Source organism: Micromonospora sp. A3M-1-15, assembly GCF_024213425.1.
Taxonomy (GTDB): domain Bacteria; phylum Actinomycetota; class Actinomycetes; order Mycobacteriales; family Micromonosporaceae; genus Micromonospora; species Micromonospora chersina.
In genome coordinates, this window is sequence record NZ_JANAVK010000006.1 from 21,095 (window position 1) to 34,537 (window position 13,443).

The 13,443-nt window shown below is 75.3% G+C and carries 15 protein-coding genes; 7 read left to right on the top strand and 8 right to left on the bottom strand.

Annotated features, from left to right (window positions below):
• Positions 1–24: 24 nt before the first annotated feature.
• Positions 25–915 carry a glycosyltransferase family 2 protein gene (locus NLX85_RS26395; protein ID WP_254339518.1) on the top strand — a complete coding sequence of 297 codons (891 nt, stop codon included), beginning with the start codon at positions 25–27 and terminating at the stop codon, positions 913–915.
• Positions 916–964: 49 nt separating this feature from the next.
• Positions 965–2,128, top strand: coding sequence for a low temperature requirement protein A (locus NLX85_RS26400; RefSeq protein WP_254339519.1), 1,164 nt, complete (start codon positions 965–967; stop codon positions 2,126–2,128).
• Here the strand turns inward: NLX85_RS26400 and NLX85_RS26405 are convergent.
• Genes NLX85_RS26405 through NLX85_RS26415 form a run of 3 tightly spaced genes read right to left on the bottom strand, consistent with a single transcriptional unit; the run spans position 2,094 to position 5,350 of the window.
• Entirely contained in the window at positions 2,094–2,948 is an 855-nt protein-coding gene (locus NLX85_RS26405; protein ID WP_254339520.1) for an alpha/beta fold hydrolase, read from the bottom strand. The genes NLX85_RS26400 and NLX85_RS26405 overlap by 35 nt on opposite strands.
• Positions 2,945–3,838, bottom strand: coding sequence for an SDR family oxidoreductase (locus tag NLX85_RS26410; protein ID WP_254339521.1), 894 nt, complete (start codon positions 3,836–3,838; stop codon positions 2,945–2,947). Before NLX85_RS26410 ends, NLX85_RS26405 begins: the two co-directional genes overlap by 4 nt.
• A 15-nt stretch (positions 3,839–3,853) precedes the next feature.
• Positions 3,854–5,350 (bottom strand): NAD(P)/FAD-dependent oxidoreductase, encoded by a 1,497-nt coding sequence (locus NLX85_RS26415; RefSeq protein ID WP_254339522.1) that lies wholly within the window; start codon positions 5,348–5,350, stop codon positions 3,854–3,856.
• A gap of 114 nt (positions 5,351–5,464) precedes the next feature.
• Here NLX85_RS26415 and NLX85_RS26420 point away from each other — a divergent pair, with 114 nt between their 5' ends.
• Positions 5,465–6,136: a TetR/AcrR family transcriptional regulator gene (locus NLX85_RS26420; RefSeq protein ID WP_254339523.1), complete on the top strand. Its 672-nt coding sequence runs from the start codon at positions 5,465–5,467 to the stop codon at positions 6,134–6,136.
• Here the strand turns inward: NLX85_RS26420 and NLX85_RS26425 are convergent.
• The gene (locus tag NLX85_RS26425) at positions 6,120–6,575 is read right to left on the bottom strand and encodes a hypothetical protein (RefSeq protein WP_254339524.1); all 456 of its coding nucleotides are present in this window, start codon (positions 6,573–6,575) and stop codon (positions 6,120–6,122) included. The genes NLX85_RS26420 and NLX85_RS26425 overlap by 17 nt on opposite strands.
• Complete coding sequence (locus tag NLX85_RS26430; protein WP_254339526.1) at positions 6,575–7,051, bottom strand: hypothetical protein; 477 nt, start codon at positions 7,049–7,051, stop codon at positions 6,575–6,577. Before NLX85_RS26430 ends, NLX85_RS26425 begins: the two co-directional genes overlap by 1 nt.
• 44 nt (positions 7,052–7,095) lie before the next feature.
• Here NLX85_RS26430 and NLX85_RS26435 point away from each other — a divergent pair, with 44 nt between their 5' ends.
• Positions 7,096–8,079: a YafY family protein gene (locus NLX85_RS26435; RefSeq protein ID WP_254339528.1), complete on the top strand. Its 984-nt coding sequence runs from the start codon at positions 7,096–7,098 to the stop codon at positions 8,077–8,079.
• Between the two features lie 70 nt (positions 8,080–8,149).
• On the opposite strand, the gene NLX85_RS26440 is transcribed toward NLX85_RS26435, so the two are convergent.
• Positions 8,150–9,631 carry a PLP-dependent aminotransferase family protein gene (locus NLX85_RS26440; RefSeq protein WP_254339530.1) on the bottom strand — a complete coding sequence of 494 codons (1,482 nt, stop codon included), beginning with the start codon at positions 9,629–9,631 and terminating at the stop codon, positions 8,150–8,152.
• Between the two features lie 29 nt (positions 9,632–9,660).
• On the opposite strand from NLX85_RS26440, the gene NLX85_RS26445 reads away from it, so the two are divergent.
• Both NLX85_RS26445 and NLX85_RS26450 read left to right on the top strand, forming a co-directional pair.
• Complete coding sequence (locus tag NLX85_RS26445; RefSeq protein ID WP_254339531.1) at positions 9,661–10,275, top strand: LysE family transporter; 615 nt, start codon at positions 9,661–9,663, stop codon at positions 10,273–10,275.
• A 9-nt stretch (positions 10,276–10,284) separates the two neighbouring features.
• Complete coding sequence (locus NLX85_RS26450; protein WP_254339533.1) at positions 10,285–10,995, top strand: B3/4 domain-containing protein; 711 nt, start codon at positions 10,285–10,287, stop codon at positions 10,993–10,995.
• 128 nt (positions 10,996–11,123) lie between these two features.
• Here NLX85_RS26450 and NLX85_RS26455 read toward each other — a convergent pair whose 3' ends face one another.
• Positions 11,124–11,516 (bottom strand): hypothetical protein, encoded by a 393-nt coding sequence (locus tag NLX85_RS26455; RefSeq protein WP_254339536.1) that lies wholly within the window; start codon positions 11,514–11,516, stop codon positions 11,124–11,126.
• Between the two features lie 70 nt (positions 11,517–11,586).
• Here NLX85_RS26455 and NLX85_RS26460 point away from each other — a divergent pair, with 70 nt between their 5' ends.
• Entirely contained in the window at positions 11,587–12,015 is a 429-nt protein-coding gene (locus tag NLX85_RS26460) for an archease (RefSeq protein ID WP_254339538.1), read from the top strand.
• A gap of 7 nt (positions 12,016–12,022) precedes the next feature.
• On the opposite strand, the gene NLX85_RS26465 is transcribed toward NLX85_RS26460, so the two are convergent.
• Positions 12,023–13,441, bottom strand: coding sequence for an RtcB family protein (locus tag NLX85_RS26465; RefSeq protein WP_254339540.1), 1,419 nt, complete (start codon positions 13,439–13,441; stop codon positions 12,023–12,025).
• Positions 13,442–13,443 lie beyond the last annotated feature (2 nt).

The window sequence follows — 13,443 nt, forward strand, 5'->3', positions numbered from 1 at the left end:
GGCGGCCGGGGTACCAGGGCGGCCATGACGACCGACGTGACGATCGTGGTGGCCACCCGCAACCGGCGGGAGCAGCTCCTCGCCCTGCTGCCCCGGCACACCGCCCCGGTGATCGTGGTGGACAACGGCTCCGCGGACGGCACGCCGGCCGCCGTGGCCCGGGAGTTCCCCCGGGTGCGGGTGGTGGAGCTGGGTCGCAACGCGGGCGCCGGGGCGGCGCGCAACGTCGGAGTGGGGCTGGCCCGCACGCCGTACGTGGCGTTCGCCGACGACGACTCGTACTGGGCGCCGGACGCGCTCGGCCGGGCGGCCGCGCTGCTGCGCCGGCACCCGCGTACCGCTCTACTCACCGGGGAGGTGCGGGTCGGCGCGGCGGCCCGGCGGGACCCGGTCTCGGCGGCGATGGCCCGGGCGCCGCTGGGCACCGAGCCGGACGCGCCGGGGCCCACCGTGCTCGGGTTCCTGGCCTGCGCCGTGGTGCTGCGCCGCGACGCGTACCGGCAGGTGGGCGGCTTCGCCGAGCGGCTCGGCACGTACGGCGAGGAGGCGCTGCTCGCCATGGACCTGGCCGCGGCGGGCTGGAACCTCGCGTACGTGCCGGAGCTGGTGGCGCACCACCTGCCGGTGCCGGCCGGGCGCGACCCCCGGGCCCGCCGGCGGGTTGAGGCGCGCAACCGGGTGCTCACCGCGGCGCTGCGCCGGCCGGGGCGGGTGCTGCGGGGCGTGGTGGCCGACGCCTGGCGGGACCCGGCCGGGCGGGCCGGGCTGCGCGACGCGGCCCGGCAGGCCGGCTGGGTGCTGCGGCACCGGCGGCGGCTGCCGGGCGACGTGGAGGCCGCGCTGGTGACGCTCTCCCGCGCCACCGCTCCCCTTTCCGCCGGAGTTCCGGAGCCGGTCCCGTCCGCGGCGGCCTGAGCTGGTTATCGTGTGGTGCAGCTGACCGGCCGTCGGCGAGGAGCACCGGGTGAAGAGCAACGCGTCCTTCCGAGCCTGGTACCGCCCCATGCGGGCACGCCGGCGGGACGAGGCACACCGGGCTGCCACCCCGCTGGAGCTCTTCTTCGACCTGTGCTTCGTGGTCGCCGTGGCGCTGGCGTCGGAGGGCCTGCACCACGACGTCGCGGAGGGGCACGTCGGGCACGGCCTGGTCGGCTACCTGAGCGTGTTCTTCGCGATCTGGTGGGCCTGGGTGAACTTCACCTGGTTCGCCTCCGCCTACGACACCGACGACGACGTCTACCGGCTGACCGTGCTGGTGCAGATCGCCGGGGCGCTGATCCTCGCCTCGGGCGTGCCCCGCGCCTTCGGCGAGGCCGACTTCACCACGATCACCTACGGGTACGTCGTGATGCGGCTGGCCGCCACGGTGAACTGGCTGCGGGCGGCCGCCGGCGATCCGGCGCACCGGGCCACCGCGCTGACGTTCGCGATCGGCGTGAGTGTGGTGCAGGCCGGCTGGCTGCTCCGGCTTCTCCTGCCGGACGCCTGGCTGGGGCCCGCGTTCGTGCTGCTGGTCGCCGGCGACCTGCTGGTGCCGGTGCTGGGCGAGCGGCGCCGGCAGACCACCTGGCACCCGCACCACATCGCCGAGCGGTACCAGCTGTTCACCCTCATCGTGCTGGGCGAGGCGGTGCTCTCCACGTCGGTGGCGATCCAGCGCGGGGTGGACGCGGGCAACGGGCAGCTGTGGTCGCTGGCCGCCGCCGGCACGCTGATCGTCTTCGCGATCTGGTGGCTCTACTTCGACCGGCCCGACCCGCTGCCGCCGGCGTCGGTGCGCGGGGCGCTGACCTGGGGCTACGGCCACTACTTCGTCTTCAGCTCCATCGCGGCCGTCGGCGCCGGGCTGGCCGTGGCGGTCGACCACGACCTGCACACCGGCCACGCCTCCGGCCGGGTGGCCGGCTACGCGGTCGCCGTGCCGGTCGCGGTCTACCTGGTCGCCCTCTGGGCGCTGCACCTGCCCGCCAAGCGCGGTCCCGGGCTGGTGCTGTTCCCGGGCGCGGCGGCGCTGGTGCTGGTGACACCGTGGCTGTTCGCGCCGGTCGACCTGATCGCCGGGGTGCTCGTCGTCCTGGTGGCCGTCACGCTGGTCATGCGGCACCGGACCGCGACCAGAATTCCCTGACCAGGGCCTCGAACTCGGCGGCCCGCTCGATCTGCGGCATGTGGCCGGTGTCCCGGAACAGGTGGCCCTGCGCCGTCGGCAGCCGCGACCGCGCGAACGAGAAGTGGGCGGCGGGCAGGATCAGGTCCCGGTCGCCCCAGACGACCAGGGTGGGCAGGTCGAGCGCGGCCACCGCGTCGAGCAGTTCGGCCCGCCACTCGGGGCGCACGCCGCGCCAGGTGCCCAGGCTGCGCACCAGTTCCCGCATCACCCGGGCGGCGTGCGGCTGCCGGGCCGCGGCCAGGGCGGTGGCGATCCGCGCCTCGGTGACGTACGCCGGGTCGTGGAAGATGGCCCGCTCGGTGCGGCGGGCGATCGCCGGGTGGGGGCGCAGCAGCAGCCGGGCGAGGGGCCGCACCGCGAGCAGGCGCAGCGCGGCGGTCACCTCCTTGCCGAAGCCGGCGCTGTTGACCAGCACGAGGCTGGCGGCCCGCTCCGGCGCGTCGGCGGCGAGCCGCATGGCCACCGCCCCGCCCATCGAGTTGCCGACCAGGTGCGCCGGGCCGGTGACCCCGGCGCCGTCCAGGAACCCGGCGACGGCCGCGGCCAGGGCCGGCAGGGTGTGCGGGTCGTCCAGCGGCGCGGAGCCGCCGTGCCCGGGCAGGTCCACGGAGAGCACCCGGTGGTCGCGGGCCAGCCCCGGGTGCACGGCGGCGAAGTCCTCGAGGGTCCGGCCGATGCCGTGCAGCAGCACCACGGGCGTGCCGTGGCCGTCGATCCGGCAGCGCATCCGCCGCCCTGCGACGGTCAGCTCCTCGGCCGGCGGCAGGGCGAGGGTCACGCCGGGCGCCCGGGGTCCGACGGCACGGGCTCCGCGGCGGGTCGCGGGGCCGGCACCCGGGCCGGGCGCGGCCGCATCCCGAGGGCCAGCACCCTCCCGTACCCGGCGGGGGCGACCCGGGCCAGCAGGTCGGGCAGCTTCGCCGACCAGCCGATCAGCACCCGGCCGCGGCGGCGCTCGACCCCGCGCAGGATCACCTCGGCGGCCTTCGCCGGGTCGATGGAGAGCAGCTTCTCGAACTGCTTCCGGCCGGCCTCGTACTCCTCCACCGGGACTCCGCTGCCCACCCGGGCGCTGCTGGCGATCCGGGTGCGGATGCCGCCCGGGTGCACCGAGGTGACCCCGACGTGATCGTCGACCAGCTCGTGCCGCAGCGCCTCGGTGAAGCCGCGCACCGCGAACTTGCTGGCCGAGTAGGCGGCCTGCCCGGCGGGCGCGATCAGCCCGAAGAGGCTGGAGACGTTGACCAGGTGGGCGCCGGGCTCGGCCTTGAGCGCGGGCAGGAGCGCGTGGGTCAGCCTTACCACGGCCCGGAAGTTGATCTCGATGACCCAGAGGAACTCCTCCAGGGTGACCTGGTCGAACCGGCCGCCCAGCGCCACACCGGCGTTGTTGACCAGCAGCCGGATCCGCGGGTGCGCGGCGAGGATCTCGGCGGCCACGCGGTCGGTGGCGCCGGCGTCGGCGAGGTCGACCAGGTGGGTCTCGATGCGCCGGTCGGGATACGCGGCGCGGAGGGCGGCGACCACCGCGTCCAGCCGCTCGGCGTCGCGGTCGAGCAGGACCAGGTCGGCGCCGCGGCGGGCCAGCCCGTGGGCCAGGGCCTCACCGATGCCACTGGCGGCACCGGTCAGCACCGCGGTGCCGCCGGGGAAGACGAAGTCACGCATGGCGCTCCTCGGTGCTCAGGCGACGGGCGCGGGACGGTCGGGGACGGTGGCCGGCGTGCCCGCGCGGGAGAAGCGCACGCCGGAGTCGGTGAGCCGGCCGTGCCGCATCAGCAGCACGTCGCGGGGATAGTTCTGGTGCAGCCGCCAGGGCGCCGCCGGGCCCTGCTTGGGCAGCCGGTCGACGGCCCGCAGCACGTACCCGGACCGCAGGTCGATGATCGGCACCAGGTCGGTGGTGTCCGGGGCGAGCGGGGTGACGATCTGCTGTCCGGTGTCGTCGAGGTGGCGCAGCAGCCGGCAGACGTAGGTGGCGACGAGGTCGGCCTTGAGCGTCCAGGAGGCGTTGGTGTAACCGATGGTCATGGCGAAGTTGGGCACGCCGGAGAGCATCATGCCCTTGTAGGCGACGGTCGAGGCGAGGTCGACCTCGGCGCCGTCCACGGTGAGGGTCATCCCGCCGAGGGCCAGCAGGTTGAGGCCGGTGGCCGTGACCACGACGTCGGCGGGCAGTTCCTCGCCGGAGCTGAGCCGGATGCCCCGCTCGGTGAAGGTGTCGATGGTGTCGGTGACGATCGACGCCGTCCCGGCGCTGAGTGCGGCGAACAGGTCCCCGTCGGGCACCACGCAGAGCCGCTGGTCCCAGGGGTTGTAGCGGGGCGAGAAGTGTCGGTCGAGGTCGTACCCGACCGGGAGCCTGCCCTTGGCGGCCCGGCGGAGGAACCTCTTCACCACCCCCGGGGCGCGCCGGCTGAGCTGGAAGTTGGCCACCCCGAGCGCCACGTTCTTCCAGCGGGTCACGGCGTACGCGGCCTTCGCCGGGAGCCAGCGCCGCGCGGCGTCGGCGAGCGGGTCGCGCGAGGGCAGCGCGATGACGTACGTGGGTGAGCGCTGGAGCATGGTGACGTGGCCGGCCCGCTCGGCCATGGCCGGGACCAGGGTGACCGCCGTGGCGCCGCTGCCGATCACCACCACCCGCTTGCCGGCGTAGTCCAGGTCCTCGGGCCAGTGCTGCGGGTGCACCAGCCGGCCGGCGTACCGCTCGATGCCGGGGAACTCGGGCGTGTAGCCCTCGTCGTAGCGGTAGTAGCCGGAGTTGGTGAACAGGAACCGGCAGGTCAGGACCACGTCCTCGCCGGTGTCGTCGCGGTGGGCGTGCACCGTCCAGCGGGCGGTGGCGCTGTCCCACTCGGCGCGCAGCACCCGGTGGTGGAAGCGGATGTGCTCCTGCACCCCGTATTCACGGGCGGTCTCCCGGACGTAGGACCGGATGGCGTCGCCGTCGGCGATCGCCTTGGGGTTGGTCCACGGCTTGAACGAGTAGCCGAGGGTGAACATGTCGGAGTCGGAGCGGATGCCCGGGTAGCGGAAGAGGTCCCAGGTGCCGCCGACGGCGCCCCGGGCCTCCAGCACCGCGTACGTCTTCCCGGGGCACTGGAGTTGCAGGTGGACGGCGGCGCCGACGCCGGAGAGGCCGGCACCGACGATGAGGACGTCGACGTGGTCGGAGGCCATGGCATCTCCCGTTCGCGCGGCAGTGGACCGGACACTATCCACCGCCGTCGACGGCAGTCAACACCCTGTCGAGTGGAATCGACACGGTGTCGAGCGGGTGTAGCATCGGCCGACATGAGCCCCGCCCGTACGTCGACCGGCGCCGCGCCGACGCGCGGACGGCGCTCCGGCCGCTCCACCGGCGACGACCGGGAGCTGGCCATCCTCGCCACCGCGGAGCGGCTGCTGAGGCAGCGGCCCTTCGGCGACATCTCCATCGACGACCTGGCCCGGGGCGCCGGCATCTCCCGGCCCACCTTCTACTTCTACTTCCCGTCCAAGGACGCCGTGCTGCTCACCCTGCTCGACCGGGTGACCGACGAGGCGAACGCGGCCGCGGGCGACGTGCTGGTCCGGCTCGCCGACGACCCCCGGGCCCGCTGGCGGGAGCTGATCGCCCGGTTCCACGCCACCTTCGGCGGCCACCGGGACGTGGTGCTGGCCTGCGCTCAGGTGCGCGGCACCAACGCCGAGGTGCGCCGGCTCTGGGCCGAGGTCCTCGAACGCTGGGTACGCGCCGTCGAGGCGGCCATCGAGGGCGAACGCGCGCGGGGCGCGGCCCCGGACGGGCTGCCCGCCCGGGACCTCGCCATCGCGCTGAACTCCATGAACGAGCGGGTCTGGTACGCGACCTTCGCCGGGGACGGCCCGGCGGTGGCCGAGCGGGACGTCGTCGACGTGCTGCTCGACGTCTGGCTGACCGCGATCTACCGGACCACCACGCCGCCGGTCAGCCCGTCCGCGTGAAGTCCATGACCCAGTTGGTCTCCCAGGTGCGTTCGCCGTCGGTGGAGAACGCCTGCTCCCAGCGGCAGGAGGTGGGCGTGATGCGCGACCAGATGAACCGGCAGCGGATCGGCCGTCCCTCGTCGGTGTCGTCGGCGTAGAAGGTGCCCACGCCGTCGACGAACCGGCCGACCACCGGCGGCTGTTCGAGCACCCCGCGCCTGCTGTTCATCCAGTAGATCGACCAGAGGCCGCTCTCCGCGTCGCGGATGCGGACCGTCGAGCCGGAGAAGCCGCGGGTCGGGAAGCGGATCTCGTCGAAGCTGCCGGCGCCGTCGAAGAACGAGTGCGCCACCGAGGTGCCGGGGAACTCGTCCCACTCGTCGCTGCCCACGTGCCGCTTGGCCAGCCGCCGGTTGGTCACGTCCCAGGTGCCGACGAAGAAGTCGAAGTCGCCCATCAGAAGCCCACCGTTCCCTCGGCGCGGTTGTCGGCCAGGTAGCCGGCCAGGTCCGGCCGGTCCGGGGCCAGCACGTGCCGGACCCAGGCGGCCCGCTCGTGCTCCAGCACGCCCAGCTCCCAGACGCAGCCCACGCCGGGCCGGTCCAGCGGGACGAAGTGCGCCGGGTCGTCGTCCGGGCAGTCCAGCGCGGGCTGGCCGGCGATGGCGATCCGGCACTCCACCACGTTGTCGAAGAACCAGCTGTACGCCAGCAGGTACGCGCCCGTGTCCGCGCCCCGGTGCAGCACCACCCAGCTCGCCGGCGGGGTGCTGCCGTCCGGGCCGGGCAGCAGCTTCGGCAGGTACGCGTACGCGGCCTCGACCACCTCCGGTTCGAGGCGGCGGTCCGGCTGGTCGATGTGGTAGCGCTTGACGTGCCGGCCGGCGACCTCGACGGCCCCCGGCACGGTCAGTTCCTTGTTCTGGAATGCCATGCCGGGACGGTAGGACCGCTCCCCTGACAGCTAGTGTCAGTGGAATGCGGGCCAGTCGCCTCCTCTCCCTCCTGCTGCTGCTCCAGGCCCACGGCCGGCTCACCGCCGCCGAGCTGGCCCGCCGGCTGGAGGTGTCCGTCCGCACCGTCTACCGGGACGTCGAGTCGCTGCACGCCGCCGGCATCCCGCTCTACGGCGAGGCCGGGCACGCCGGCGGCTACCGGCTCGTCGACGGCTGGCGGACCCGGCTGACCGGGCTCACCGCCGAGGAGGCCGACCGGCTGCTCTTCGCCGGGCTGCCCGGGCCGGCCGCCGAACTGGGCTACCAGTCGGTCGTGGCCACCCTGCAACTCAAACTGCGCGCCGCGCTGCCGCCGCCGCTTGCCGACCGGGCCGACCGGCTCCAGCAACGGTTCCACCTTGACACCCCCGGCTGGTACTCCGACGGCGACCCGTCGCCGTATCTGGCCGCCGCGGCCGAGGCGGTGTGGCGGGAGCACCGGATCAGGGTCCGCTACCGGAGCTGGACCGGGGAGGTGACCCGGGTCCTCGAACCGTACGGGCTGGTGCTCAAGGGCGGCCGCTGGTACGTGGTGGCCGCCCGCCCGGACCGTGCCGAGCCGGCCACCTACCGGGTCAACCAGATCCTCGACCTGACCCCGCTGGACGAGCCGTTCGACCGGCCGGAGTTCGACCTGCCGGCGTGGTGGCGGGCGCACGTGGTCGCCTTCCGGGCCGGGCTGCACCGGGACGAGGCGACCATCCGGCTCTCGCCCCGCGGCCGGGAACGGCTGCGGGAGGTCGCCAGCGACGCGGTGGTCGCCGCGGTGGACGCCAGCGCCGGCCCGCCCGACGCGGCGGGCTGGGTGCGGGCCGTCGTACCCATCGAGTCGCTCACCCACGCGCACGGTGACCTGCTGCGCCTCGGCGCCGAGGTCGAGGTCCTCTCCCCCGCCACCCTGCGCGCCCGCCTGGCGGAGACGGCCACCGCCCTGGCGGCCCTCTACCACCCGCCCACACCTCGTTGATCAAGGAGTTAGCGTCGGGATTGATCTCCCCGGTGACGCAAACCTCTTGATCAACGAGGTGTGGGCGGCGTCAGCGCAGGTCGCGGAGGACGGCGCCGAGGGTGGTCACGGCGCGCTCGATGTCGGTGGGTGGGTTGGCGGCGTAGCCGAGGACCAGGCCGGGCGGTTGCGGACGCTGGCCGTGCCAGGAGAGCGGCTGCACCTTGACGCCGCGCCGCAGCGCCGCCGCGGCCAGCGCCGCGTCGTCGACCTCGCGGGGCAGGGTGACCAGCAGGTGCAGGCCGGCCGCGGCGCCGTGCACGACCGCACCGGGCAGGTGTTCGCGGACCGCCCGGATCATCGCGTCCCGGCGGCGCACGTGCCGGCGGCGCAACAGCCGCAGGTGGCGTTCCAGCGCGCCCGAGTCCATCAGCTCGGCCAGGACCAGTTGCGGCAGCGCCGCGTTGCCGAGGTCGGCCATCCGCTTGGCCGCCACCAGGTCGGCGTGCCACCGGGGCGGCACCAGCACCCAGCCGATCCGCAGCGCCGGGGCGAGCAGCTTGGAGACGCTGCCGGTGTAGCAGACCCCGTCCGGCAGCATCCCGCGCAGCGCCGGCACCGGCGGGCGGTCGTAGCGGTGCTCGGCGTCGTAGTCGTCCTCGATCACCACGCCGCCGCGCCGGGCCCAGCGCAGCAGCCGGCGGCGCCGATCGCCGTCGAGCACCACCCCGGTCGGGAACTGGTGCGCCGGGGTGAGCATCACGGCCGGGGCGCCGCTGGACTCCAGCCGGTCGACGCGCAGGCCGTGAGCGTCGACCGGGATCGGCGGGGTGTCCAGCCGCCAGTTGTTCAGGTGCTGGCGTACGCCGAGCGAGCCGGGGTCCTCCACGGCGACCGTGTGCACGCCGTCGGCGTGCAGCACCTGGGCGAGCAGGCCGAGCGCCTGGGATACCCCGGCCACGACCACCACCTCGGCCGGGTCCACCCGGATGCCGCGGTTGCGGGCCAGCCAGGTGGCGACCGCGAGCCGCAGCGCGGGGGTGCCGGTCGGGTCGCCGTACCCGAAGTCGGCGGGCGCCAGGCGGTGCAGCACCGCGCGTTCCGCGCGCAGCCAGGCCGCGCGGGGAAAGGCCGCCAGATCGGGTACGCCGGGCGTCAGGTCCAGCTCGGCCGGGGCGGTGCGGAGCGCGTCGAAGACCTCGGTGCCCGGCGATCGCGCGGCGAACACCTCCGGCGGGCGGGGCGGCGGCGCCGGCGGGCGGGTGACCACGGCGGCCGGGGTGGCCACCACGACGGTGCCGGCCCGGCCCCGCCCGACCACCTGCCCGTCCTCGGTGAGCCGCTGGTACGCCTCGGTCACCACGCCCCGGGACACGCCCAGCTCGGCGGCGAGCACCCGGCTGGCCGGCAGCCGGGCGCCGACCGGAACCCGGCCGTCGGCGATGGCGGCCCGCAGTCGGGCGGCCAGCCAGTCGGCCCGCCCACCGGGCGGGGCCTCACCGACGTCGAGCTGGAGGAAGTCGGCACCGGACGTTATGGACCTCTCTACCGCCGCTGGTTTGGCCCTGTCCATCGGACCATTATGGTCGCAGGCTGGACCGCGTGAGCATCGCCTTCCTGCTGACCACGCTCGTCGTGGTGATCACCCCGGGCACCGGGGTCGTGTACACCCTCGCCACCGGCCTCTCCGCCGGCCGCCGTGCCGGCCTCGTGGCCACCGCCGGCTGCACCCTCAGCCTCGTCCCGCACCTGGTCGCCGCGGTGACCGGGCTGGCGGCCCTGCTCCGCGCCGGCACCCCGGCGTTCCGGGTGGTGACCTGGCTGGGGGTCGCGTACCTGCTCTGGATGGCCTGGGCGGCGCTGCGCGAGCGCGGACCGCTGCTGCCGGCCGACGAGCACCGCCCACCGCGCCCGGCCGGCCGCCTGTTCCGCGACGGGGTGCTGCTGAACCTGCTCAACCCCAAGGTCACCGTCTTCTTCGTGGCGTTCCTGCCGCAGTTCGTCCCACCCGACGCGCCGGACGCGGCGGCCCGGATGCTGGCCTGCGGCACCGTGTTCATGCTGGCCACCCTCGTGGTCTTCGCCGGGTACGCGCTGCTGGCCGGCGCGCTGCGCCGCCGGGTGCTGGCCCGGCCCCGGCTCACCGCGCTGCTGCGGCACGGCTTCGCCGGCAGCTTCCTCGCCCTGGGCCTCGGCCTGGCCCTCACCGCCCGTTAGGAGCCCACCGTGCGCTTCCGGCACTCCCCGCAGGTCCGGTCGACCTTTCCCGAGCTGACCTGCGGCGTCCTGCACGCCACCGGCATCACCCCCGGCGTCGACGTCACCCCACGACTCGACCGGTACGCCGACACCGCCCGCGCCCGCCTCGCCGGCGGCCCGGAGGGCGGCTTCCCGGAGATCCAGGCGTGGCGGCGGGCCTTCGCCCGGATGGGTTCGCCGCCCACCCGCTACCGGTGCGCCGCCGAGTCGCTGCTGCGCCGGTTCCGCCGGGACGGGGCGCTGCCCCGGCTGCACCCGCTTGTCGACCTGGGCAACGCCCTCTCCCTCGGCTACGCCGTGCCGGTGGCCGTGCTGGACCTCGACCGGATCGACGGGGACCTGACCGTGCGCCCGGCCACCGGCATGGAGACCTACCTGACCCTCGGCGGGGAGGAGGAACACCCCGAGCCCGGTGAGCTGATCTTCGCGGACCAGGCCGGCCACGCCCACTCCCGGCGCTGGACCCACCGGCAGAGCGGCGCGTCGGCGGTGCGCGCGGACACCACCGAGGTGCTGGTGGTGATCGAGGCGATGCACGCCGGCGGCGCGGAGACCGTGCCCCGGATGCTCACCGAGCTGGCCGCCGCGCTGGGCGAGGAGTGGGGGGCGCCGGCCCCGACCGCGGTGCTGACCCCCGAGGCGCCCGGGTTCGCGACGCCCGCCACGCGCAGCGTCTGAGGGTTCCGGCGCCTCGTCGCCCCGCGTGCGGGGTGCTCCAGTGGGCCCGGGAGCACCGCGCACGTCAGGGCAGCTCGGGTGCGTCCAACCAGGTCCAGGTCACGCCGTCGGGCCGTGTGCGGTGACGGTCAGGCGTCGGGGCGGTCCCGCTCGTCGGTCGCCATGAGCTCGTCGAACTCGGCCGCGGTGATCTCGCCGGTCCGCAGCCGGCGGGCGTTCGCGGCGAAGCGGGCGATCGCGGCGCCCCGCGGGTCGGGCGGGGTCAGCAGGCCGGTTTCGGCGGCGAGCGCGGTCGCCGCGTCGGCCACCTGGCGGGGGTCGTCGGTGTCGACGGGCTCGCCGTGCAGCTCGCGCAGCGCGGCGGCGAGCCGCGCGTCCTGCGCGTCGCCGGCGCCCCACCAGCGCCGGGCCAGCTCGACCGTGCGGCCGAGGCTGTCGTCGCCCACCCGCTCGGCCCGCAGCACGGCCCGCATCATGCTCAGGAAGGTCACGGTGACGGCGTCGGAGTCATCGGCGATCATGCGTTGCACCCTAGCGACCGGCTGCGACAAAACCGGCGGGGCCTGCGACCGCCGGGGGCATGATCGGGGCATGGAGCGACGACCGGCCCGGGGGCACCGGAACATCCCGCACACCGCCGACGTCCGCATCGAGGCGTGGGCGCCGGACCGGGAGGGCTGCGTGGCCGAGGCGGTCACCGCCCTCGTGGACACCTTCGTGGACACCACCGGGGCCGCCGCCGGCGGGGAGACGGCCTTCCGGGTGCCGCCGGGCGCCGACGCGGACCTGCTGGTCGGCGTCCTCGACGAGGTCATCTTCCGGATGGAGACGGCGGGTGAGCTGCCGCTGGAGACCGAGGTGCGGGCGGCCGACGACGGCGGCCTGGCGGTGCGCTGGCGGACCACCGGCACCGACGCCGTGGAGCTGGTCGGCGCGGTCCCCAAGGCGGTGTCCCTGCACGAGCTGTGCTTCGCCGCGGAAGCCTCCGGCTGGCGCTGCGCGGTGACGCTCGACGTCTGAGCGGGGCTCAGCCCTTCACCACGCCGAGCGGGACCAGCCGGGCCACCTTCCGGCACAGGCCGGCGCCCTCGGCCGCCGCCACCACGGCCGCCACGTCCTTGTACGCGGCCGGCATCTCCTCGGCCAGCCCGCGCCGGCTGGCGCCCCGCACCGCGATGTCCTGCGCCTCCAGCTCGCGGCGCGGGTCGTGGCCGCGTACCGCCTTGGTGGCCTGCTTGCGGCTCTGCACCCGGCCGGCGCCGTGGCAGGTGGACGCCCAGGCCGGCGAGCCGGGCACGCCGGTGAGCACGTACGAGCCGGTGCCCATGGAGCCGGGGATGAGCACCGGCTGCCCGACCGGGCGCAGGTCGTCGGGCAGGTCGGGGTGCCCTGGCGGGAGGGCCCGGGTGGCGCCCTTGCGGTGCACGCAGAGCGGGCGGGGCGTCCCGTCCACCTCGTGCGTCTCGATCTTGGCGAGGTTGTGCGAGATGTCGTACACCAGGTCGAGGTCGCAGCCGGTGACCCGGGCGAAGACCTGTCGGGCGGCGTGGGCGAGCAGCTGCCGGTTGGCCCGGGCGTAGTTGGCCGCGGCGGCCATCGCCCCCAGGTAGGCCCGGCCCTCGTGGGAGGCGACCGGCGCGCAGGCGAGCTGCCGGTCGGGAACGTGGATGCCGTACCCGGGCATCGCCTTCTCCATGCCGCGGACGTAGTCCGTGCAGATCTGGTGGCCCAGCCCCCGCGAACCGCAGTGGATCATGACGCAGACCTGGCCGGCGCGGAGCCCGAAGACAGCCGCCACGGCCTCGTCGTAGACCTCCTCCACGGCCTGCACCTCGAGGAAGTGGTTGCCGGAACCGAGGCTGCCGACCTGGCGGGCGCCCCGCTCCACCGCACGCTCGCTCACCTGAGCCGGGTTGGCGTCGCCCACCGCGCCGTAGTCCTCGCAGCGGTCCAGGTCCCGTTGGACGCCGAAGCCGCGCTCGACGGCGTACCGGGAGCCGCCGCGGAGCACCGCGTCGAGTTCGGCACCGTCGGTCAGGTGCCACACGGCGCCCTTGCCCATGCCCCGCGGGGTGGACTCGCTGAGGCCGTCCATGACGGCGTCCAGCCGGGGACGCAGCGCCGCCCGGTCCAGGTCGGCGGTGAGCAGCCGGACCCCGCAGGAGATGTCGAAGCCGACCCCGCCGGGTGAGACCACTCCCCCGTCCTCGACGTCGGTGGCGGCGACCCCGCCGATCGGGAAGCCGTAGCCCCAGTGCACGTCCGGCATGGCGTAGGAGGCGCCCACGATGCCGGGCAGGGTGGCCACGTTCGCCACCTGCTCCAGCGACTTGTCCGCCCCGGCGTCGGGCAGCAGCGCGCGGGACGCGAAGACCACCCCCGGCACCCGCATCGGGTCGTGCCGGTCGATGCGGAACCGGTACGGCGACTCCTCGACCAGGTCCATGC